Genomic DNA, 21447 nt, shown 5'->3' on the forward strand with positions numbered 1-21447 from the left:
ATGGGATGCCGACATGGCCGTTACCGCGCTCTACAGCGCGCACTATCGGTCTCTTGTGCGTCTCGCCGTCTTACTCGTCCGCGATATGGCAACCGCGGAGGAGGTCGTGCAGGACGCGTTCGTCGCCATCCATGGCGCCTGGCGCCGACTGCGCGACACCGACAAGGCACTGGCCTACCTGCGACAGTCGGTCGTCAACCGATCACGTTCGGTGCTTCGGCACCGGGCGGTCGTCGAGAAGTACGCGCCCAAGGGCATGCCCGACGCGCCGAGCGCCGAGAACGGCGCGATCGGCGAGTTCGAGCGGTCCGCCGTCATCGAAGCGCTCCGCGGGCTGCCCGCACGCCAACGGGAGGCCCTGGTCCTGCGTTACTACGGAGACCTGTCCGAGGCGCAGATCGCCCACGCGATGGGCATCAGCAAAGGCGCGGTCAAGAGCCACACGGCTCGCGGCATGGCCGCCCTACGAACCTCACTGGAGCAACTGTCATGACCGACTCCCCGGATGAGTACGGCGAGCTGCTTCGCCGCGCGCTCAGCGCGGAGGCGAACTCGGTCGTTCCCTCCCCGGACGGGCTGGAGATAATCCGGGGCCGCATCGAGCGGCGCGGGCTCCGCTGGCTGGTGTGGTGGCGCGCGGGGGCCTCCGTCGCCGGCGCGGTTCTCGTCGCGGCGACCGTCGTCATGGTGGTTCCCCAGTTCCGCGAGCAGGTGATCCCCCGGGTGAGCACCGAAGGGGTCAACTTCACCGAGGCGACCCCTCCCGTCGACGGGTCGGCCACCTCGCGTCCCCCGGCGCCCGACCCGCAGCCGCCGTCCAACCACGCCCCGCTCCCGGCCGTCAGCAGGTCGGGTCCCGGTGCCACGATGCTCCCTCCGACGCCCACCACGTCCAGGAGCGCGACCTCCAGCGCGCGGCCGACCTCCAGGACCAACCCGGCGACGACGGTTCCCAAGCCCGCGGCGACGCCGACGCCCACCTGCCCCACCTCCCTCGACAGCCCCGACGCCGAGCCCAGCGGGGTCCCCGCGAGGTGTGAGGAGGTCGAGGCGACACCGACGCCGACGAGGACGCGGACGAGGCCACCGGCTCCCTCGGAGAGCCCGTGCTCGCCCGACGAGTGCGCGCCCTCGGACGACGTGTCGCCCCCCGTGCCGACGGAGGCGAGCACCCTCGCCCCGACCCCCATCCAGAGCTAGCGCGGTGACCGGTCACGGCGAGCCCTGACCGGTCCTCCTCGAAGGGTCTTCGCGGCAGGTGTTACCAGCGGCCGGTGCGCGTCTGGAGCACCGCCGCCGCGACGACCCCGGCCGTCGAGGTGCGCAGCACCGTCGGCCCGAGCAGCGCCGGTACGGCCTTGGCCTCGCGGAACGCGGCGATCTCCTCCCCGGACACCCCGCCCTCGGGGCCGACCACCACGACGATGTCGCCGCCCGCGGGGAGAGGCAGCCCGGACAGCGGCGCGGCGGCCTCCTCGTGCAGCACGACCCCCAGCGCCGCCGCCGACAGCAGGCCCGTCACCTTCGCGGTGGAGGCGAGCTCCGTCACCTCGGGCAGGTGGAAGCGGCGCGACTGCTTGCCCGCCTCGCGGGCCGTGGAGCGCCAGCGGGCCAGCGCCCTGGCCGCCCGCTCGCCCTTCCACTGGGTGACGCACCTGGCCGCGGACCAGGGAACGATCACGTCGACCCCCGCCTCGGTCATCATCTCCACGGCCAGCTCGCCCCGGTCGCCCTTGGGCAGGCCCTGGACCACGACCAGGCGCGGTGACGGCGCGGGCACGTCGTGGCGGCGCAGCACCTCGACCCGGAGCGAGTCCTTGCCCGCCTCGATCACCACGCACTCGGCGACGGAGCCCGCCCCGTCGGTCAGGTCGAGCCGCTCGCCCGCCCGCAGCCGCCGTACGGCCGCCGCGTGGCGTCCCTCGGGACCGCCGAAGACGAACTCCGGCCTGGCCAGGTCGCCGGGCTCGGCCAGGAAGACCGGGACGGTCATGGGCCGTCGGGGCGGACCGCGCCGGGGTGCCGCGACCGGGAACGGGCCGGGACGACGCGCGAAGCCGAACGTCCCGGCCGGGAGCGGGCCGCGTCAGCGGCCATTGAAGGCGTCCCGCAGGCGGGAGAAGAAGCTCTGCTGCCCGGGGGCGAACTTGCCCGGCGGGCGCTCCTCGCCGCGGAGCCTGGCGAGCTCCTTCAGGAGGTCCTCCTGCTCGGTGTCGAGGCGGGAGGGGGTCTCCACGTTCACGTGGATGAGCAGGTCGCCCCGGCCCGTTTCGTTCAGCCGCTGCACGCCCCGCCCGTAGAGCGGGATCGTCTGCCCCGACTGCGTGCCGGGGCGGATGTCGAGCTCCTCGGCGCCGTCGAGCGTCTCCATGGTCAGGATGGTGCCGAGCGCGGCGGCGGTCATCGGGATCTGCACGGTGCAGTGCAGGTCGTCGCCGCGCCTCTCGAAGATCTCGTGGGGACGCTCGACGATCTCCAGGAACAGGTCTCCGGGCGGGCCTCCACCCGGGCCGATCTCCCCCTCGCCGGCGAGCTGGATGTGGGTGCCGTCCTCGACCCCGGCCGGGATGCGGACCTTGATGGTCCGCCGGGTGCGGACCCTGCCGTCGCCGGAGCACTCCTGGCAGGGGTTGCGGATGATCGATCCGAAGCCGCCGCACTGGGGGCAGGGCCGGGAGGTCATGACCTGGCCGAGGAAGGACCGGGTGACCTGGGACACCTCGCCACGGCCGTGACACATGTCACAGGTGTCGGGGTGGGTGCCCGCCGCGGCGCCGGAGCCCGTGCAGACCTCGCAGACCACGGCGGTGTCGACGACCAGCTCGCGGGTGGTGCCGAAGCCCGACTCGCGCAGGTCGAGCTCGACCCTGATGGTGGCGTTGCGCCCTCGGCGGGCCCGGGAGCGGGGACCTCGCCCGCCGCCGCCACCGGCCGCGCCGAAGAAGGCGTCCATGATGTCGCTGAACGGGAACCCGGCGCCGAAGCCCCCGGCCCCCGCGGCCCCGCCCGAGGCGAACGGGTCGGCGCCCATGTCGTACATCTGTCGCTTGCCGGAGTCGGACAGGACCTCGTAGGCCTGCGTGATCTCCTTGAAGCGCTCCTGGGTCTCGGGGTCGGGGTTGACGTCGGGATGCAGCTCGCGCGCCAGGCGGCGGTACGCCTTCTTGATCTCCTCCGCACTGGCGTCGCGGCGCACCCCGAGGGTGCCGTAGTAGTCGCTCTTAGCCACTTTTCGTTGACCTCTTATGATGCAGCCAGGATCTGGCTGACGTAGCGTGCCACCGCGCGCACCGCGCCCATCGTGACCGGGTAGTCCATTCGCGTCGGGCCCAGCACACCGAGCCGGGCCAGTTGCTTGTCCCCAGAACCGTATCCGGCGGCGACGATGGACGTGCCCTGGAGTCCGGTGTAGGGGTTCTCCGATCCGATCCGCACGGTCAGCGCGGAAAGGTCGGAGGTCTCACCGAGCAGTCGCATGAGCACGACCTGCTCTTCCAGGGCCTCCAGCACGTCGCGGAGCCCGACGGTGAAGTCGGCTCCCGCGAGGTTGGCGGCCCCGGCAAAAACGATCTTCTCATCATGCCTGTCCACCAGGGACTCAAGCAGTACGGACAGGATAGTGGCCGCGAGCGGCCGGTCCTCCGTGGGCAGCCGCTCCGGCAGGTCGGCGACCCTGTCGGGGACGCTGGTGAGCCCGCATCCGTCGAGGGAGGCGTTGAGCATCGCGCGCAGATGGGCCACGCGCTGCTCGTCGACGACGTTGGTCAGCTCGACCACGCGCTGCTCGACCCTGCCGGTGTTGGTGATCAGCACGAACATCAGCCGGCGCTCGCTCAGCGGCACCAGCTCGACGTGCCTGACCGTCGAGTGGGTCAGCGTCGGATACTGCACCACGGCGACCTGCCGGGTGAGCTGGGCCAGCAGCCGCACCGTCCGCATGACGACGTCGTCGATGTCCACCGCGCCCGCGAGAAAGCTCTCGATGGCCTTGCGTTCCGCGCTCGACAGGGGTTTCACCTGCGAGAGCCGGTCGACGAAGAGCCGGTAGCCCTTGTCGGTGGGCACCCGGCCGGCGCTGGTGTGGGGCTGGGCGATGTAGCCCTGCTCCTCCAGAACCGCCATGTCGTTGCGGATCGTCGCCGGGGACACCCCCAGGTTGTGCCGGTCCGCGAGAGCTTTCGAACCCACCGGCTCGTTGGTGGACACGTAGTCCTCGACGATGGCGCGGAGCACGGCGAGCTTGCGGTCGTCGACCAACGTGGTCACCTCCCTGCCTGCGTTCAGAGGGAAACACGAGGTTTGGCACTCTGTGTTCCCGAGTGCCAAGTGTACGGCCCCGTCGCGGAAGGCGCGATAAGCAAGAGCTGCGGATGATGACGGCAAGCCGTTGTCAAGTCAACTGCTATCGCGATCCAAGCGACACCCACCACAATTTGGTCATGTCCAACGATTTCGGTTCTTATCCGGGCGACGCCTCCCGCGGCCCCGGTCACGGCGGCCCCCAGCAGCCGCCGTATGGCCAACAGCAGTACGGCCAGCAGCAGTACGGCCAGCAGCCCCCCTCGTACGGTTACGCCCCTCCCGGCTACGGCGCCCCGCAGGGACCGCCGCCGCCCAGCGGGAAGATCAAGCCGAGCATCGGATGGATCGTCGGTGTCTGGCTGCTCGCCCTGGTCAGCATCATCATCGGCGTCGGCGGCTTCGCCGGCGGCCTCGTCGGCGCGGTCACCGACGCGGCCCCGACGAAGACGTTCGCCCCCGGCGAGGCCGCGACGGTCGCGATCGACCCGGCGGACAAGCCCGCGATCTACGTCGCCACCGGCGGGCCCACCCAGTTCGGGTGCACGCTGAAGGGCGGCACGGGCACGCCCCGCCTGCAGAAGCCCGACATCCAGCAGACCGTCGCGGGATCCGACGGCGTCACCTGGGAGATGGGCCTGCGGGTCGGCGTGGACCAGGCGGGCGACTACCAGGTCCAGTGCTCCGCCGACCCCGCGGAGGGCACGACCTTCGGCGTGGGCAAGGAACTGGCCGCCGACTCGCTGGTGGGCGGGGTGGCCGCCCTGTTCGTGATCCCCGGTATCGGGTTCCTGCTCGCCATCGTCGTGACGATCGTCGTGATGGTGAAGCGGAGCGGCGCCCGCAAGCGCCAGGCCGCCGCGGTGCCGGTGGGGCAGTGGGGACAGCCGGGACCCTACGGCAGGTGACGGTGGTGTTTGCTAGCGTCCCACCTGATCCCCGGCGAGAGAGGGTGGGCGGTCGGTGATGTACGAGCGTGACGTTCTGGCGGGAGACTGGCGGCGCCCCCGCAGGGGGACGATCCCCCAGGTTCCCGCGGAGCTCGACCTGGTCGTCGAGGACGCCGACGGCGGCTTCTGCGGCGCCGTGGTGGCCTGCGACAAGGAGGCCGTCACCCTGGAGGACCGCTTCGGGCGCCGGCGGGTGTTCCCGCTGGAGCCGGCCGCGTTCCTCCTGGAGGGCAAGGTGGTGACGCTCGTACGGCCCGCCGCCGCGCCGCGCGGCCCCCGGCGGAGCGCGTCGGGCTCCATCGCGGTGGAGGGCCTGCGGGCCCAGGTCGCCAAGGAGAGCCGGATCTACGTGGAGGGCGTGCACGACGCCGCGCTCGTGGAGAAGGTCTGGGGGCACGACCTGCGGGTCGAGGGCGTGGTCGTGGAGTACCTGGAGGGGGTCGACCACCTGCCCTCGATCGTCGAGGAGTTCGGCCCGGGGCCGGAGCGGCGGCTGGGCGTGCTCGTCGACCACCTGGTCCCCGGTTCCAAGGAGAGCCGGATCGCCGCGCAGATCTCCTCACCGCACGTGCTGATCGTCGGGCACCCGTTCGTGGACGTCTGGCAGGCGGTCAGGCCGCGCGTGCTCAAGATCCCTTCCTGGCCGTCGGTGCCACGCGGCGTGCCCTGGAAGGAGGGCGTCGTCGCCGCGCTGGGCTGGAATATGGAGCCCGCCGCCGCATGGCGCCGCATTCTCGGATCGGTCACGACATATGCCGATCTGGAACCCGAGCTCCTCGGCCCCGTCGAGGAATTAATCGACTTCGTGACGGTTCCCGGCGAGGATGGCTAGGCCGTCAACCCATCAGGAGGGGACATGAGCGAGAACCCCGAGGACCCACCGGGCGACGACCGGACACGGCGTATCGGTGACCCCCCTCCCGGCCATACCCGGCCGGGTCAGAGCCCCCCGCCCCCGCCCCCGGGGTACGGCCAGCCCGGCCCGCCCGGCCAGGGCTACGGCCACCCGGGACCGGGCTACGGGCCTCCCGGCCAGGGCTACGGGCAGCCGGGCCAGGGCTACGGGGGCTACCCGCCGCCCGCCTCCCCGTACGACGCGGGCGGCTACCAGAGCGGCCACCAGGGGGGTTACCAGCCCGGATACCCCGGCTACGACGCGTACGGCGCGCCGCAGGGGTACGGCTACCAGGTCCCGCCGGGGACGTACGGCCCGAGGCCGGGCAGCGACGACACCACCATGTCGATGCTCGCCCACCTGCTGGGCCTGCTGACCTCCTTCGTCGGGCCGCTGGTGCTCTATCTGGCGAAGAAGGACGAGTCGCCCTACGTGCGCGACCAGTCCGCCGAGGCGCTCAACTTCCAGCTCACGGTGCTGATCGTCTACGTCGTCTCCTGGGTCCTGGCGTTCGTGCTCATCGGTTTCGTGCTGATGTTCTTCCTCTGGATCGGATCGATCATCATGTCGATCGTCGCCGCGGTGGCGGCCAACCGGGGAGAGAGATACCGCTACCCGATGAACATCCGCTTCGTCAGCTGACCCGCCCGAGAGTCCCTCAGGTGAGGTCGCGGACCAGCGCGTCGGCCAGCAGGCGGCCGCGCAGGGTGAGCACCGCGCGGCCCGCCTTGAACGACTCCACCTCCAGCAGGCCGTCGGCCAGCGCGCGGGCGACCACCGGGGGGCGTTCCAGCTCCCCGAGCGGGAAGCCCCTGGCGAGCCGCAGCTCCAGCATCAGCCGCTCCACCGCCCTGTCCCGCGGGCCCAGCACCTCGCGCGCGTGCGCGGGCGAGGTGCCCGCGGCCAGGCGCTGGGCGTAGGCGGCGGGGTGCTTGACGTTCCACCAGCGGGTGCCGCCGACGTGGCTGTGCGCCCCGGGGCCGACGCCCCACCAGTCGCCGCCGGTCCAGTAGAGGAGGTTGTGGCGGCAGCGCCCGGCCTCCGAGGTCGCCCAGTTGGACACCTCGTACCACTCGAACCCCGCCTCGGCCAGCATGGCGTCGGCGATCAGGTAGCGGTCGGCCGCCACGTCGTCGTCGGGCATCGGCAGCTCGCCGCGCCTGATCCTGGCGGCCAGCCTCGTCCCGTCCTCGACGATCAGCGAGTACGCGGAGACGTGGTCGGGTCCCGCCTCGATCGCCGCGGCCAGTGACGCGCGCCAGTCGTCGTCGCTCTCCCCCGGCGTGCTGTAGATCAGGTCGAGGTTGACGTGGTCGAACCCCGCCTCCCGCGCCTCCCGTACGGCCCGCGCGGGCCGGCCGGGGGTGTGGCGGCGGTCCAGCACCTGGAGCACGTGCTCGCGTGCGCTCTGCATCCCGAAGCTCATCCGGTTGAACCCGCCCGCGCGCAGCTCCGCCAGGTAGGCGGGGTCCACCGACTCGGGGTTGGCCTCGGTGCTCACCTCCGCGCCGGGGGCGAGCCCGAACTCCTCCTCGATCGCCCCCAGGATCCGTACGAGGTCTCCGGCGGGAAGCAGGGTGGGGGTTCCCCCGCCGAAGAACACGGTCTCGACGGGGAGGCGCGCGGCGCCGAGGTTGGCCCGTGCCCGCCGCACCTCGTCGACGGCGGTGTCCGCGTAGTCCTTCTGCGACGCGCCGGGGCCGAGCTCGGACGCCGTGTAGGTGTTGAAGTCGCAGTAACCGCACCGGGTCACGCAGAAGGGGACGTGGACGTAGAAACCGAAGGGCCGCTCGCCGAGCCCGGCGAGCGCGCTCTCCGGGAGCTCGCCCGAGGCGGGCGCGGGATCCCCGTCGGGAAGTGTGGATGGCACGCCCCAAGTCTGCCGCTTCCTCCGCGATGCCCGGTACGCCGAGGATCAGGTACGCCGAGGATCAGGCGACCAGGGACGCCGACCGGCTGGAACGCCTGCTCGGGGACACCGACCGGCTCGAAGTGATGGAACCCCCGCCCGGGGGTCAGATCTCGTGCTCGTCCCGCACCGGCAGGTCGTACCGCCGGGCGAGGGGGTTCCACAGCCTCAGGAAGCCCTTCTTGGCCGTGGTCGCCTCGCCGGAGAAGGCGAGCCCCCGCCGGTAGTCGTCGTCGCCGCTCCAGGCGCGGTCGCACCCGGCCTCCTGGCGGGTCGCCCAGGCGAGGAACGCCTCGTCGGCGTCGAGCGAGGCGGTGAGGGCCCTGGTGAGGCGCTCCTTGACCGCGTCGCCGCCGTCGAGCGCACCGACCCCCAGCGCCCTGACCTGGACCACCTGCTCGCGGCGGGCGGCGGTGATCCGCTGGAGCGTGGCGAGCCCGGTGGCGGTGCCCTCGCAGGAACGCAGCTGGTCGAGGGCCGAGCCGAGGCCCGACCTGGAGCCGCCGCTGTCGGCGAGCAGGGCGTCGAGGACCCTGGCCTGGGTCTCGGCGTCCCCGGGCCCCTGTGGGACCCGCGCGACCCGCCCGGCAGGGGGCGTCCCGGTCTCGGCCTCCGCCCGGTCACCGCTCGCCGCCGTCCGGATGCCGCCCGCCACGGACGTGCCGCCGTCTCTCAGGGTGAGCCAGAAGGCCCCCGCGGCGACCGTCATCACCGCGAAGAGCGTGGCCAGCGCGACCGGCGGCCAGACCTTGCGGTCCTCGCGGGGCGGCCGGTCGCGGCCCCGCGACGGTGCCGGAGCCCAGCCTCCCGGCGTGGGCGGCCGGGGCCGCTCGTCCGGCGGGAGATGCTGCTGCCAGTCGGCGGGGTCCTGCCGCCACTCCCCGGGCGGGATCCGGCTCCCGCCCGGGGGAACGGGCTGGGCCGGTGGGGACTGGCTCACCGGGGGCTGCCCCCCCGTCGGCGCCCCACACCTGGGGCATCGCGGCAGCCCGCTCACAGGGGTGCCACACCGGTTGCAGAACGCCTGCTGCTCCATGCCTTACCAAGTTAGTCGAAGCATCCCGCCGCCCACCGGTCAAAACGCCGTTGGCCGTTGACGGCCAGATCACGCAGGTCTACGATCCGGGGAAACTTAAAGGAAAGTTTCCTATAAGTTACTATTCCAAGCAGTGGAGAAGCCCGTGCAGAGACTCCTCCGTAAAGTGATCGCGGCAGCCCTCGCCGCGGGTCTCGCGGCGGTGGCCGTTCCGGCCCCGGCCCAGGCCCAGACCCCCCAGGGACACGGTGACCGCTACAAGCGGGTCGCCTACTTCATCCAGTGGGGCGTCTACGGTCGCAACTACCACGTCAAGGACATGGAGACCAGCGGCGCCGCCGCCAAGCTGACTCACATCAACTACGCCTTCGGCTTCGTCAACGCCGAGGGCACCTGCTACTCCCCCGACCCGTGGGCCGACTGGCAGCGCCCGGTGCCCGCCGAGCAGAGCGTGGACGGCGTCGCCGACGAGGCGGGCCAGGCGCTGAACGGCAACCTGAACCAGCTGAAGAAGCTCAAGGCCAAGCACCCCGGCCTCAAGGCGCTGATCTCCCTCGGCGGCTGGACCGGCTCGAAGTACTTCTCCGACGCGGTGCTCACCCCCGAGAGCCGCGCCAAGCTGGCCGCCTCCTGCATCGACGTGTGGCTCAAGGGCAACCTGCCCGGCACCGCCCCCGGCACCGGCGCGGGCGTGTTCGACGGCATCGACCTCGACTGGGAGTGGCCCGGCTCCTCCGGCGAGGTCGGCAACGTCATCCGTCCCGAGGACAAGCGGAACTTCACCCTGTTCGTCACCGAGATCCGCCGCCAGATGAACGAGTTCGACCGGCGTACCGAGCTGACCGCCTTCCTGCCCGCCGCCGCCGCGAAGATCGACGCGGGCTTCGAGGTCCGCGACGTCTTCAAGCAGCTCACCTTCGCCACCGTCCAGGGCTACGACCTGCACGGCCCGTGGGAGACCGTCACCGGCCACAACGGGAACCTGTTCAACGACCGCCGCGACCCCAACCCGGTGAAGTACAGCGTGGACCAGACCGTCCGCGACTACATCACGCGCGGCGCCCCCGCCAAGAAGATCGTGGTGGGCGTGCCGTCGTACGGCCAGGGCTGGACCGGCGTCACCGGCGGGAAGAACGGCCTGTACGGGACCTCCACCGGCCCGGCTCCCGGCACCTTCGCCGCGGGGACCGAGGACTACAAGGTCCTCGTGAACAAGCCCGGCAAGCGCTACCGCGACCTGCTGACCGGGTCGGTGTGGCTCTACGACGGTAACGAGTTCTGGTCCTACGACGACCCGGCCTCGCTGCTCCAGAAGGCGGCCTACATCCGCCTGAAGGGCCTCGGCGGCTCGATGATGTGGTCCATCGACCAGGACGACAACAAGGCGTCGCTCACCTCGGCGCTCTACAGCGTCCTGCGCTGAGCGACCCCCTCATACCGGGCGAGGCCGCAGGATCTGGGTCACCAGCGGCCTCGCCCGCACGTTTTACAACCGCCCCCGGCGGCTACTTCTTGGGCTTGTCCGTGGAGGACTCGGTGGACAGCGCGGCGACGAACGCCTCCTGGGGCACCTCGACGCGGCCGACCATCTTCATCCGCTTCTTGCCCTCCTTCTGCTTCTCCAGCAGCTTGCGCTTGCGGGAGATGTCGCCGCCGTAGCACTTGGCGAGGACGTCCTTGCGGATGGCGCGGATGTTCTCACGGGCGATGACCCGGGCGCCGATCGCCGCCTGGATCGGCACCTCGAACTGCTGCCTGGGGATGAGCTCGCGCAGCTTCTTGGCCATCTCGACCCCGTAGGCGTACGACTTCTCCCGGTGGACGATCGCGCTGAAGGCGTCCACGGCCTCGCCCTGGAGCAGGATGTCGACCTTGACCAGGTCCGACTCCTGCTCGCCCGAGGGCTCGTAGTCCAGCGAGGCGTAGCCGCGCGTACGGGACTTGAGCTGGTCGAAGAAGTCGAAGATGATCTCGCCGAGCGGCATGGTGTAGCGGATCTCGACGCGGTCCTCGGACAGGTAGTCCATGCCCTGCAGGTTGCCCCGGCGGTTCTGGCACAGCTCCATGATGGCGCCGATGAACTCCGAGGGGACGAGCACGGTCGTCTTGACCATCGGCTCGTAGACCTTCTCCACCTTGCCGGTGGGGAACTCCGAGGGGTTGGTGACGACGACCTCCTTGCCGTCCTCCATGATCACCCGGTAGACCACGTTGGGCGCGGTCGAGATGAGCGAGAGGTTGAACTCGCGCTCCAGCCGCTCGCGGACGATCTCCATGTGGAGCAGGCCGAGGAAGCCGCAGCGGAATCCGAAGCCCAGGGCCGCGGAGGTCTCCGGCTCGTAGTCCAGGGCGGCGTCGTTGAGCTGGAGCTTGTCCAGCGCCTCGCGAAGGTCGGGGTAGTCGTCCCCGTCGATGGGATACAGGCCAGAGAAGACCATGGGCTTGGGGTGCTCGTACCCGCTGAGCGCCTTGGCGGCCGGACGCGTCACGGAGGTCACCGTGTCGCCGACCCGCGACTGGCGGACGTCCTTCACACCGGTGATCAGGTAGCCCACCTCGCCGACGCCGAGCCCCTGGTCGGCGATCTTCGGCTCGGGCGAGATGACGCCGATCTCCAGCGTCTCGTGGGCCGCGGTGGTGGACATCATCAGGATGCGCTCGCGCTTGCCCAGGTGGCCGTCCATGACCCGGACGTACGTGATCACGCCCCGGTAGGTGTCGTACACCGAGTCGAAGATCAGCGCGCGGGCGGGCGCGTCGGCGTCGCCGACCGGGGCGGGGATGTTCGCCACCACGTGGTCCAGCAGCTCGCGGACGCCCACGCCGGTCTTGCCGGAGACCCTCAGCACGTCCTCCGGCTCGCAGCCGATGAGGTGGGCGATCTCCGCGGCGTACTTCTCCGGCTGGGCGGCGGGCAGGTCGATCTTGTTGAGCACCGGGATGATCGTCATGTCGTTGTTCATGGCCAGGTAGAGGTTGGCCAGCGTCTGCGCCTCGATGCCCTGCGCGGCGTCGACCAGCAGGATCGCGCCCTCACACGCCTGGAGCGACCGGGAGACCTCGTAGGTGAAGTCGACGTGCCCGGGGGTGTCGATCATGTTGAGGACGTAGTCGGCGTCGCCGACCCGCCACGGGAGCCTGACCGCCTGCGACTTGATCGTGATGCCGCGCTCGCGCTCGATGTCCATCCGGTCGAGGTACTGAGCGCGCATGGAACGGTCGTCGACCACTCCGGTGATCTGCAGCATCCGGTCGGCGAGCGTCGACTTGCCATGGTCGATATGCGCGATGATGCAGAAGTTGCGGAGCACAGCGGGGTCGGTCTGGCCAGGCTGAATGCGCACCGGGGTCCGTTTCAACAGATTGATGACGATCACACGGCTGGCATGCCAGCCGTCTTCCATGGTGACATGTCCGGGTGATTGCCCGGACCAGAGCACGGCGCGGCCTGCGGTTCCTCGCTATGGTGGCGGCCCTGCTCCTCGCGCTTCCAGGGGTGGCCGTGGCCACCCTCACCCTGCAGTTTACCGGGACACCCGCCCCCTGGGCGAAGACGACCGGCCACGACGCCCTGTGGCTGGGCCACGCGTGGGTCGACGGCCGCAAGACGGCCGACGACGTGCGTACCCTCGCCACCCGGCTGAGGAAGACCGGGATCAAGGACGTGTACGTCCATTCCGGCCCGTTCGATCCGGACGGGACACTACCCGTCGGCAAATACCCGAAGGCGGCCGACTTCCTGAAGTGGTGGCGCGAGGAACTCCCCAAGGTCAGGGTGTCGGCCTGGCTCGGCCAGAAGGTCGACGGCGTCCTGGACCTCGACGACGCGGCCTCCAGGCAGCGCGTGCTGGACGGCGCCCGCGCGATCACGGCGCTCGGCTTCGACGGCGTCCACTACAACTTCGAGCCGATCGGCGACGGCGACACCGACTTCCTCGACCTGCTGACCCGGACCCGCGCGATCGTGGGCGACGGCCTGCTCTCCACCTCGACCCCGCAGATCGAGCCCTTCCCGCTCGTCCGCCCGGCCGCGCGCGCCGCCATCGGCCGCGACAAGTACTGGTCGCCCGACTACTTCGCCCAGGTGGCGAAGCTCACCGACCAGGTGGCGATCATGACCTACGACTCCTACCTCCCCTTCCCCTCCGTCTACGGCGGCTACGTCGTACGGCAGAGCTCGCTGGCGCTGGAGCTCGTCCCCGAGGAGAAGACGGTGCTGATCGGCGCCCCGGCCTATCACGACCACGACGTCCCCTGGGCCGACGAGGCCGAGAGCGTCGAGAACGCGGCCCGGGGCGCCCGGCTGGCGTTGACCTCGTACGGCAAACCGCGCGAGCGGTTCGGCCTCGCGCTCTACGTCGACTTCGCCGCCACCAAGGAGGACTGGGTGGAGTACGAGAAGTTCTGGTTCAAGCCGTAGGGATTCTGGTCTTCTGGTCCGAGCCACCGGGACCACACGCTAAACTGATCAGGCATCCCTCTGCCCGGCCTGTCGATTTGAGTGTCGACCACGGCAGTTGGTAGCCTAGTCAACTGCGTGTGGCGCGCCCTCTCTGCCCGCGCGCCCCATCCAACGACATTCACCGAGGCTTCTTCGTGGCGAACATCAAGTCCCAGATCAAGCGCAACCGGCAGAACGAGAAGGCCCGGCTGCGTAACAAGGCTGTCAAGTCTTCCCTGAAGACGGCCATCCGTAAGTTCCGCGAGGCCGCCGAGCAGGGCAACGTCGAAGAGGCCGCCGTGCTGCAGCGCGCCGCCTCCCGCCAGCTGGACAAGGCCGCCAGCAAGGGCGTGATCCACAAGAACCAGGCTGCCAACCGCAAGTCGGCGATCGCCCAGCGCGCCGCCGCCCTGTCGGCCGCCAAGTAGTCCCACGCATCGCCGAACGCCGCACCCCTCGCCGGGGATGCGGCGTTCTCGCGTTTCTTCTCTTCTCCCGGCCCCTCTTCTCCCAGCTCCGCCCGAGGAAGTTTCCTCTCCCTGCCCCGCCCAAGGAATCCGGATCGCCCGAGGAATCCGGGGCCCGGCCGACCCGGGCGGCTCCCCTAGCGCCCCGTGCGGCTGGCCACCACGGTCTGGACCATGTGCTCCAGCGCGTACGCGGGGTCGGCCCCGCCGCCCTTCACCTGCGCGTCGGCGGTGGCGGCGGCCTGGATCGCGCGGGCGAGACCCTCGGGTCCCCAGCCGTTCAGCTGCCGCTGGACCCGGTCGATCTTCCAGGGCGGCATGCCGAGATGGCTGGCGAGCTGACCGCCCCTGAGGTTACGGGGAGCGCCTCCCACCTTGGCCAGCGAGCGCAGGCCCCCGGCGAGCGCGCTCACCAGCAGAACCGGGGCCGTACCGGTCGAGAGCGCCCAGCGCAGCTGCTCCAGGGCGTCGCCCAGCCGCCCCTCGACGGCCGAGTCGGCCACGGTGAACCCGCTGACCTCGGCCCTGCCCCGGTGGTAGCGCGCGACGGCGGCCTCGTCGATCGTCTTGCCGGGGGTGTCGAAGGCGAGCTGGCTGCACGCGGCGGCCAGCTCGCGCAGGTCGTTGCCCACGGCGTCGAGGAGCGCGGAGGCGGCGTCGGCCCCGATGGTGCGTCCGGCCCGCTTCAGCTCCGCCTTGACGAACGCCAGACGCTCGGCCGGTTTGGTCACCTTGGTGACGGAGACCACCTGGGCCCCGGCCTTCTTGACCCCGTCGACCAGGGCCTTCCCCTTGACTCCTCCCGGGTGGACGAGGACGAGCACGGTCTCGTCCGCCGGGTGGGCCGCGTAGGAGACGATCTCGGCGATGACGTCCTTGCCGAGGTCCTGGGCCGAGCGGACGACCACCACGGACCTGTCGCCGAACAGCGAGGGCGACGTCATGCGGGTCAGCTCCCCGAGCTCCATCTTCGAGCCGGGGAGGTCGTGCACTTCGGCGGTCGGATCGGCCGCCCTGGCCGCCGAGGTCACCTCGCTCACCGCGCGGTCGGCCAGGAGTTCCTCGTCGCCGAGTATCAGGATCACGGGTGCCGGATCGGTTGCCGCCATGTCGAGCAGCATGCCATGTCCCGGTGACCGGATGGGTCGTCGGTAAGTCGTTCGCAATCGGAATGCAGGTGCCGCGAGGCACCCTGGAATCCCAGAGGAGGTGAGAACCATGACAAACTCCACTATTCGCCGCCACGCCTGTCCCCGCTGCGGAACGTCCCTCGACGAGGGGCCGATCATGTACCGTTGCGCGCGCTGCAGCCGGTCGGTCTACGCCGCCGACGTGGACACCGAGTTCCGCCGCCCGGCCAGAACCGGGACCTGACGCGCGCCACCCGCCGACAGGGTCCCGGCGCCCCCGGGCGATGACCGCCAGAGCCCCCTCGCGGACCACCACCGCGAGGTCTCCCGACAGATCCGTCCGGTAGACGCGCGCGCCGAGCCGGTGCAGCGCGGCCAGGGTCGACGGGGCGGGGTGGCCGTAGTCGTTGTCCGCCCCCACACTGATCAGGGCGGCACGAGCACCGGAGGCGGCGAGGAAGGCCGGGTCGTGCCTGCCTGACCCGTGGTGCGGGACCTTGAGAATCTCGGCGGGCGGCAGGCCGCGCCGGAGCAGCTCCGCCTGGGCCTCGGTCTCGATGTCGCCGCTGAGCAGGGCCGCCCCCGCGGCCCAGCGGACGTGCACCACGACGCTGGCGTTGTTGACGGCCGCCCCCTCCCCCGCGCCGGGCGGGGACGCCTCGGCCGCCGGGCCGATGACGGTGAGTTCGGAGGGTCCGAACCGCCAGCTCGCACCGGGCCTCGCCGCCCACTCGACCACCTGGCGGCGGGCGAGATCGGCACTCAGCCTCGCCTCCTCGCGCTCTCCGGCATCGTGCGGGGTCACCAGCACCGCCCCCACGGCACGCCCGCGAAAGACACCGTCGAGCCCTCCCACGTGGTCGAGGTGCGGATGGGTGAGAACGACCAGCGGCACCTCTTCGATCCCCATGGATCGCAGGCAGCGGTCCATCCGCACCGGGTCGGGACCCGCGTCCACCACCACGGCCCGCCCCGGCCCCGCCGCGACGAGCAACGCGTCTCCCTGGCCGACGTCACAGGCCACGAGCAACCATCCGCGAGGCGGCCAGCGCGCCACGATCGGCGCGGCCACCGTCACGGCGAGGACCAGCCCGGCCAGGGCAGCCAGGGCGATCAGGCGTGACCGCCGGTGTCGCAGCACCAGCACGGCGAGCGGGACGGCACCGGCCAGCAGGAGCAGCCCGGTGAGACCGCCCGGCCATGGGATCACGCCCAGCGGGAGGCGGGCGGTGTGCCCGGCCACCTCGATGATCCATCCGGTGGCCAGCCCCGCGGGCCGGACCAGCACCTGGGCGAGCCCCATGTGCAGGGGGGCGATCAGCGCCACCGCGAAGCCGAGCAGGGTGGCGGGGGCCACGGCCGGGCCCGCGAGCAGGTTGGCCGGGATCGCCACCGGTGCGAGCTGCCCCGACATCAGGACCAGGACGGGGGTGACGGCTACCTGGGCGGCGGCGGCCACGGCGGTCGCCTCGGCGAGCCATCGGGGCATGCGGGCCGAGAGCCGGTCACGCCAGCCCGGGGCGAGGACCAGGATGCCCGCGGTGGCCGAGACCGACAGGGCGAAGCCGTAGGAGCGGGCGAGGTCGGGGACGAAGAAGACCAGCCCCAGGACCGTCACCGACAGGGCGGCGACACCGTCGCGCGAGCGGCCCGTGCCGAGGGCGAGGGCGGCGACCCCGCCCATCAGGAGCGCCCTGAGCACGCTGGGCGAGGGCCGGGCGACGACCGCGAAGGCGACCATGGCCGACATCGCCAGCACCGCCCGCGCCGCGAGAGGCAGCCCGGCCATCCTGGCCAGCGCGACCGCCGCTCCCGCCACGACGGCGAGGTTCGCGCCGGAGACCGCGAGCAGGTGACTGAGGCCCGCCGCCTTGAAGTCGGCTTTGACCTGCTCGTCCATCCGGGACACGTCGCCGACCACCAGGCCGGGCAACAGCCCGCGCTGCGCCGGCGGCAACACGTCGGCCGCCTCCCGCAACCCCGACCTGAGCGCCCCGGCCGCGCGCTGCTCCCAGGAGGGACCGCTCAGGACCCGTGGCGCTCCCCTGACCAGCACCACCGCCGCGAGCAGCTCTCCGGGGTCGGCCGGGGCGAAGCGGCCGGTGACCTCCACCTGCTGGCTGGGCAGCAGGGAACGCCACCCGGCGCCGGAGACGAACAGCACCACCGGAGCCCGCAGCGCCACCCGGCCCGCTCCCGTACCGACCGACTCGACCCGGGCGGGCACCACGAAACTCTCCCGGAGGAAGGGCCCTCCCTTCCGGCCCGTCTCCCGGGGGTCGTCGGTCACCACCACCTCGGCCACCGCCAAGGCGTTTCCGCCCGCGAGCTCGGCGACCGGCCCCGTACCGACCGCGTGCACCCGGAAGGCCACCGACCCCGCCACCGCGGCCGCGCACCCCAGAACCGCGATCACCGCGTTTCGCCGGGCCGCTGCTCCCCGGGCCCGGGTCAGGACGGCCACGGCCAGGGCACCCGCGGCCATGAGACCGGCTGTCACGGCACCGGTCGCGGCTGAGCAGCCCAGCAGGACGAGAGCGGTCATCCACGAGGCCGCCGCCGGCAGGACCAGATGAACGGCATGCGCACGCACACCCTTTCCGGAAACGTCCGGGCTTCCCGGCACACAGGACCCACCGGACCCACCGGACCTGCCGGACCCACCGGACCCACCGGACCCACCGGACCCACCGGACCTGCCGGACCTGCCGGACCTGCCGGAGCCACCCAAGTCATCCGGGCCATCGGGGCCGTCCGAACCGCGCGAACTGCCCGAGCCGCCGAGACCTCGGGAGCGGCCGGAGGCTCCGGGCCCTCGGGGACTGCCGGACCCAACGGGCTCCCCCGCTCCACGGAGTCCGCCCCGTCCGTTGAGGCTCCGAAAACCACCGGCACCGGGGCCGCCGAAGCCGCCCGCCGTGGCGAGCCGCGTCATGATCGCCTTCGCGATCGGCGGGTCAGACACGGACTCTGTCGCGCATCTCGGCGTACTTGCGGTCGCCTATGCCGCTCACGTCGCGAAGCTCCTCGACGGTGCGGAAACCACCGTGGGCGGCGCGGTATTCGGCGATGCGCCGGGCGAGCACCTCACCGACGCCCGGTAGCTGCTCAAGCTGCTCGGGGGTGGCCGTGTTGAGGTCGACGACGGCGGTGGCGGGGTCCACGGGACTCACCAGGGCGGGCGGCGGCGCGACGACGGCCGCGCCGGAGGAGCCGACGACGATCTGCTCGCCGTCGACAAGCCTGCGCGCGAGGTTGAGGGATCCTGTCGCGGCCGTCCCGCGGATGCCCCCGGCCTCCTGGACCGCGTCGGCGACCCGGGAACCACCGGGCAACGTGATCACCCCGGGACGCCGGACCTTGCCCGTCACGTGAACGGTCAGTTCGGGGACCGGCGCGGACCGCTGCCGTGGAGCGGTGACGGGCGCCGACAGCGGTGATCCGGAGATCGGCGTCGGCGGAGCCAGGGGCTCTGGCTCCGGCTGGGACCGCCAGGCGTACACGCCACCCGCGACGGCGGCCGTCAGGGCGACGAGCAGCAGGAAGCGCAGCCCGGGACGGCTGGGACCGAGCGCGGGCCCCTGGGTGGCCACGATCTTGCGAAGCGCCTCGAAGGACGGGGGAACCGGCGCCGAACGCATGCGCGAAGCGGGACCGTCGCAGACGACGGCGTCCTCCGGCCCGTCCTGACCGCTGGGCCGCGCGTGCCTGCCCGGACGCGGTGCGCCTGCCGGGCGACGCGGCGGGGGCGCGGGATCGGGTGATCCGCGCCCTGTCAGGATCCGCAGCCGCGACTCGGCTTGGGACCGCTCGATGTTCTGGCCTGTGGTCCGCACCCGCAGGACGTTACGGCGGCGACGGCGAGCGAACTTTCACCGAATCCCGTTCTGGGGATAACCGGAAGGAGACCTCATGCCCTCGAAGATCCTGGGGGGTCACGCGAGGACCTTCGAAGACCTCAGAGGCTCACGCGGGGACCCTCGAAGACCCCGGAAGCTCACATGGAGACCCTCGAAGACCTCAGAAGCTCACGCGGGGACCCTCGAAGACCCCGGAGGCTCACACGGGGAGACGGTGATGCCGAGCATGCCGGGGCCGACGTGGGCGCCGATGACCGAGCCGACCTCGACGACGATGACCTCGGTGAGGGCGGGAACGCGCCCGTGCAGGCGTGCGGCCAGGGTCTCCGCACGGGAGCGTGCGCCGAGATGCTGAACGGCGATCTCCACCGGGCCGGTGCCCGCGGCCTCGACCGCGAGGTCTTCGAGGCGGGCGATGGCACGACTCGCCGTACGGACCTTCTCCAGGGGAACGATCGTGCCGCCGGAGATGTGCAGGATCGGTTTGATCATCAGTGCCGAGCCGAGGAGTGTCTCCGCGGCGCCGATCCGGCCTCCCCTGCGGAGATACTCCAGGGTGTCGACGTAGAAGAAGCTGCGGGCCGACTCCGCGCGGCGGCGGGCGGCGTCCGCCACCTCGGCCCGGGTCGCGCCCTCCGCGGCGGCACCTCCGGCGGCGAGGACGGGGAACCCGAGGCCCATCGCGATGGACCCGCTGTCGACGACGTCGACCGGGACGGGGGAATCCTCGGCCGCCGCGCGGGCGGCCTCGACCGTACCGGACAGCTCCGCCGACAGGTGGACGGAGACGATGCCGGTCGCGCCCCGGGCCGCGGCCTCGCGGTAGGCGTCCGCGAAACGTCGCGGGGCGGGCCTGGAGGTCGTCACCCGGCCCCGTTCCCTCAGCGCGTCGCCCACGCTCGCGCCGCTGGTCCGCGCGGTGTCGTCGAACGACCTGCCTCCCACGACCACCTGGAGCGGCACCACGACGATTCCCAGGCGGGAGACCTCCTCCGGCGGAAGATAGGCGGTGGAGTCCGTGACGACGGCGACCGGTGGAGGCATGTCCAGAGGCTACGTGGAGGAGATCACGCGAAGGAGACGGGATCGGCCCCCCTCGTGCACGACGAGGAACTCCGCGAACACGAGGAAGGGGCCGTTGAGAGGAGGTTCCGAGGGCGGGCCCGCCGGAAGGGGAGAGAGATCTACTGGACGGGGGTGCCGCCGCGCCAGACCCGACGGGGCTTGAGACCGAAGGACCAGGCGAAGGCGCCCTCGTGGTCGGCGTCCCACTGGACGATGTCGGCCAGGCGGCCGGGGGCGAGAACGCCTCGGTCGGGGGCGCCGAGGACCGTGGCGCCACCGAGGGTGGCGGCACGCAGGGCGTCGCCGACGCTCATGCCGAAGGCCGCGACGGCGAGGCTGATGACCAGGGACATCGAGGTGATGCCGCAGTGGCCCGGGTTGTGGTCGCTGCCGAGGGCCACGGTGACCCCCTGCGCCAGCATCCGGCGGACCGGGGGCAGGCTGCCACGCTGGAGGGCGGTCCCGGGGCAGACCACGGCGGGGACGCCGTAGCGGGCCAGGATCGCGATGTCCTCGTCGGTGGTGTGGTGGAGCAGGTCGGCGGAGGCGCAACCGAGCTCGGCGGCGAGCTGGACGGCGCCGCGCCGGGTGTAGGCGCCGGCGTGCACGCGCGGCAGCAGGCCGACGTTGCGCCCGGAGGCCAGGACCCAGCGGGCCTCCTCCGCGGTGAAGTGGCCCTCGTCGCAGTAGACGTCGACACCGTCGGCTCCCGCCGCGGCGGCGTCGGCGCACCAGGCGCCCACGGCCTCGACGTAGTCGCGCTGACGGCCGAAGTATTCGGGCGGGACGACGTGCGCGGCCATGAAGGTCACGTGCACCCGCGGCATCATCGGCTCTTTCTCCAGCTCGCGCAGGAGCCGCACATCGGCCAGCTCGCCGTCGCGGGTGAGGTGGTAGCCGGTCTTGGCCTCGATGGTGGTGGTGCCGCTGAGCAGCCAGTCGCGGAGTCGCTCGCGGACGCCGTTGCAGAGCGTCCAGGGGTCGGTGCCGCGGGTGACCGTCACGGTGGAGCCGATGCCGCCGCCCGCCGCGGTGATCGCGGAGGGGGTGGAACCGCTGGAGCGCATCGCCATCTCGGCGTAGCGGTTTCCCGCGTAGACCGGATGGGTGTGCGCGTCGATCAGGCCGGGGGTGACCAACGCTCCGCCCAGGTTCTCGACGTGGTCGACGTCGACGATGTCGTCGACGACACCGGGCACGCTCTGCGGAAGATCCGCGGCGCGGCCGACCCAGGCGATCCGGTCGTTGTGGACGAGGATCGCCGCGTTGCTGAACACGTCGTTTCCGGTCCAGAGCCGGCCGATGTTGGTCAGGAGGCGGACCGTCATCGCATCACCGCCTTGTGTTCAGGGGAAGACACTTGGAGGAGGACCGCACCCGGACGGGGCGAGCCGA

The 21447-nt window shown here is 71.8% G+C and carries 20 protein-coding genes and 1 pseudogene; 10 read left to right on the forward strand and 11 right to left on the reverse strand.

Annotated elements, in window-relative coordinates; translation table 11 throughout:
• The first annotated feature begins 13 nt into the window (after positions 1-13).
• Together ACW9TB_RS22420 and ACW9TB_RS22425 are read left to right on the forward strand one after the other, a co-directional pair.
• Entirely contained in the window at positions 14-493 is a 480-nt protein-coding gene (locus tag ACW9TB_RS22420; RefSeq protein ID WP_043655278.1) for a SigE family RNA polymerase sigma factor, read from the forward strand.
• Positions 490-1200, forward strand: coding sequence for a hypothetical protein (locus ACW9TB_RS22425; protein ID WP_472749996.1), 711 nt, complete (start codon positions 490-492; stop codon positions 1198-1200). Before ACW9TB_RS22420 ends, ACW9TB_RS22425 begins: the two co-directional genes overlap by 4 nt.
• A gap of 61 nt (positions 1201-1261) precedes the next feature.
• On the opposite strand, the gene ACW9TB_RS22430 is transcribed toward ACW9TB_RS22425, so the two are convergent.
• From ACW9TB_RS22430 to hrcA, 3 genes are all read right to left on the reverse strand, one after another.
• Positions 1262-1993, reverse strand: coding sequence for a 16S rRNA (uracil(1498)-N(3))-methyltransferase (locus ACW9TB_RS22430; RefSeq protein WP_472749997.1), 732 nt, complete (start codon positions 1991-1993; stop codon positions 1262-1264).
• A 93-nt stretch (positions 1994-2086) separates the two neighbouring features.
• Entirely contained in the window at positions 2087-3229 is a 1143-nt protein-coding gene (gene dnaJ, locus ACW9TB_RS22435) for a molecular chaperone DnaJ (protein ID WP_472749998.1), read from the reverse strand.
• Between the two features lie 14 nt (positions 3230-3243).
• Positions 3244-4257 carry a heat-inducible transcriptional repressor HrcA gene (hrcA, locus tag ACW9TB_RS22440; RefSeq protein WP_472750054.1) on the reverse strand — a complete coding sequence of 338 codons (1014 nt, stop codon included), beginning with the start codon at positions 4255-4257 and terminating at the stop codon, positions 3244-3246.
• A 182-nt stretch (positions 4258-4439) separates the two neighbouring features.
• Between hrcA and ACW9TB_RS22445 the strand changes: the two genes are divergently transcribed.
• The 3 genes from ACW9TB_RS22445 to ACW9TB_RS22455 are packed head-to-tail and all read left to right on the forward strand — an operon-like array spanning position 4440 to position 6786.
• Positions 4440-5207: a hypothetical protein gene (locus ACW9TB_RS22445; protein ID WP_472749999.1), complete on the forward strand. Its 768-nt coding sequence runs from the start codon at positions 4440-4442 to the stop codon at positions 5205-5207.
• A 58-nt stretch (positions 5208-5265) separates the two neighbouring features.
• Positions 5266-6081 carry a DUF3097 domain-containing protein gene (locus ACW9TB_RS22450; RefSeq protein ID WP_472750000.1) on the forward strand — a complete coding sequence of 272 codons (816 nt, stop codon included), beginning with the start codon at positions 5266-5268 and terminating at the stop codon, positions 6079-6081.
• A gap of 24 nt (positions 6082-6105) precedes the next feature.
• Positions 6106-6786 carry a DUF4870 domain-containing protein gene (locus ACW9TB_RS22455; protein ID WP_472750001.1) on the forward strand — a complete coding sequence of 227 codons (681 nt, stop codon included), beginning with the start codon at positions 6106-6108 and terminating at the stop codon, positions 6784-6786.
• A 16-nt stretch (positions 6787-6802) separates the two neighbouring features.
• Here ACW9TB_RS22455 and hemW read toward each other — a convergent pair whose 3' ends face one another.
• On the reverse strand, positions 6803-8014 hold the full coding sequence (gene hemW / locus ACW9TB_RS22460; RefSeq protein ID WP_472750002.1) for a radical SAM family heme chaperone HemW: 1212 nt from the start codon (positions 8012-8014) through the stop codon (positions 6803-6805).
• A 145-nt stretch (positions 8015-8159) separates the two neighbouring features.
• Positions 8160-8993, reverse strand: a complete 834-nt coding sequence (locus ACW9TB_RS22465; RefSeq protein ID WP_472750003.1) for a hypothetical protein — start codon at positions 8991-8993, stop codon at positions 8160-8162.
• Positions 8994-9234: 241 nt separating this feature from the next.
• Here ACW9TB_RS22465 and ACW9TB_RS22470 point away from each other — a divergent pair, with 241 nt between their 5' ends.
• A complete protein-coding gene (locus ACW9TB_RS22470; RefSeq protein ID WP_472750004.1) occupies positions 9235-10512 on the forward strand; it encodes a glycoside hydrolase family 18 protein in 1278 nt (425 codons plus the stop codon).
• An 82-nt stretch (positions 10513-10594) separates the two neighbouring features.
• On the opposite strand, the gene lepA is transcribed toward ACW9TB_RS22470, so the two are convergent.
• Complete coding sequence (lepA, locus tag ACW9TB_RS22475; protein ID WP_472750005.1) at positions 10595-12433, reverse strand: translation elongation factor 4; 1839 nt, start codon at positions 12431-12433, stop codon at positions 10595-10597.
• 74 nt (positions 12434-12507) lie between these two features.
• Between lepA and ACW9TB_RS22480 the strand changes: the two genes are divergently transcribed.
• Together ACW9TB_RS22480 and rpsT are read left to right on the forward strand one after the other, a co-directional pair.
• Positions 12508-13509, forward strand: a complete 1002-nt coding sequence (locus ACW9TB_RS22480; protein WP_472750006.1) for a glycoside hydrolase family 18 protein — start codon at positions 12508-12510, stop codon at positions 13507-13509.
• A gap of 176 nt (positions 13510-13685) precedes the next feature.
• Complete coding sequence (rpsT, locus tag ACW9TB_RS22485; RefSeq protein ID WP_472750007.1) at positions 13686-13958, forward strand: 30S ribosomal protein S20; 273 nt, start codon at positions 13686-13688, stop codon at positions 13956-13958.
• A 176-nt stretch (positions 13959-14134) separates the two neighbouring features.
• On the opposite strand, the gene holA is transcribed toward rpsT, so the two are convergent.
• The gene (gene holA, locus ACW9TB_RS22490; RefSeq protein WP_472750008.1) at positions 14135-15106 is read right to left on the reverse strand and encodes a DNA polymerase III subunit delta; all 972 of its coding nucleotides are present in this window, start codon (positions 15104-15106) and stop codon (positions 14135-14137) included.
• 109 nt (positions 15107-15215) lie between these two features.
• On the opposite strand from holA, the gene ACW9TB_RS22495 reads away from it, so the two are divergent.
• Entirely contained in the window at positions 15216-15371 is a 156-nt protein-coding gene (locus ACW9TB_RS22495; protein WP_472750009.1) for a hypothetical protein, read from the forward strand.
• A 294-nt stretch (positions 15372-15665) separates the two neighbouring features.
• Here the strand turns inward: ACW9TB_RS22495 and ACW9TB_RS22500 are convergent.
• Positions 15666-17027: pseudogene (locus ACW9TB_RS22500) on the reverse strand (ComEC/Rec2 family competence protein); the annotation flags it as partial.
• Between ACW9TB_RS22500 and ACW9TB_RS22505 the strand changes: the two are divergent.
• Positions 16999-17703, forward strand: coding sequence for a hypothetical protein (locus ACW9TB_RS22505; RefSeq protein WP_472750010.1), 705 nt, complete (start codon positions 16999-17001; stop codon positions 17701-17703). The pseudogene ACW9TB_RS22500 and the gene ACW9TB_RS22505 overlap by 29 nt on opposite strands.
• A 381-nt stretch (positions 17704-18084) precedes the next feature.
• Here the strand turns inward: ACW9TB_RS22505 and ACW9TB_RS22510 are convergent, their stop codons facing one another.
• The 3 genes from ACW9TB_RS22510 to hutI form a co-directional block, all read right to left on the reverse strand.
• Positions 18085-18768: a ComEA family DNA-binding protein gene (locus ACW9TB_RS22510; protein ID WP_472750011.1), complete on the reverse strand. Its 684-nt coding sequence runs from the start codon at positions 18766-18768 to the stop codon at positions 18085-18087.
• Between the two features lie 387 nt (positions 18769-19155).
• Entirely contained in the window at positions 19156-20031 is an 876-nt protein-coding gene (locus ACW9TB_RS22515) for a DegV family protein (protein ID WP_472750012.1), read from the reverse strand.
• Positions 20032-20171: 140 nt separating this feature from the next.
• Positions 20172-21380: an imidazolonepropionase gene (hutI, locus tag ACW9TB_RS22520; protein WP_329091979.1), complete on the reverse strand. Its 1209-nt coding sequence runs from the start codon at positions 21378-21380 to the stop codon at positions 20172-20174.
• Positions 21381-21447 lie beyond the last annotated feature (67 nt).

Source organism: Streptosporangium sp. H13245 (assembly GCF_055690525.1).

Coding starts and splice junctions, on each gene's coding strand:
- ACW9TB_RS22420 (WP_043655278.1), top strand. CDS start 14: ATGGCCGTTACCGCGCTCTACAGCGCGCACTATCGGTCTCTTGTGCGT.
- ACW9TB_RS22425 (WP_472749996.1), top strand. CDS start 490: ATGACCGACTCCCCGGATGAGTACGGCGAGCTGCTTCGCCGCGCGCTC.
- ACW9TB_RS22430 (WP_472749997.1), bottom strand. CDS start 1,993: ATGACCGTCCCGGTCTTCCTGGCCGAGCCCGGCGACCTGGCCAGGCCG.
- ACW9TB_RS22445 (WP_472749999.1), top strand. CDS start 4,440: ATGTCCAACGATTTCGGTTCTTATCCGGGCGACGCCTCCCGCGGCCCC.
- ACW9TB_RS22450 (WP_472750000.1), top strand. CDS start 5,266: ATGTACGAGCGTGACGTTCTGGCGGGAGACTGGCGGCGCCCCCGCAGG.
- ACW9TB_RS22455 (WP_472750001.1), top strand. CDS start 6,106: ATGAGCGAGAACCCCGAGGACCCACCGGGCGACGACCGGACACGGCGT.
- holA (WP_472750008.1), bottom strand. CDS start 15,106: ATGGCGGCAACCGATCCGGCACCCGTGATCCTGATACTCGGCGACGAG.
- ACW9TB_RS22495 (WP_472750009.1), top strand. CDS start 15,216: ATGACAAACTCCACTATTCGCCGCCACGCCTGTCCCCGCTGCGGAACG.
- ACW9TB_RS22510 (WP_472750011.1), bottom strand. CDS start 18,768: ATGCGTTCGGCGCCGGTTCCCCCGTCCTTCGAGGCGCTTCGCAAGATC.
- ACW9TB_RS22515 (WP_472750012.1), bottom strand. CDS start 20,031: ATGCCTCCACCGGTCGCCGTCGTCACGGACTCCACCGCCTATCTTCCG.
- hutI (WP_329091979.1), bottom strand. CDS start 21,380: ATGACGGTCCGCCTCCTGACCAACATCGGCCGGCTCTGGACCGGAAAC.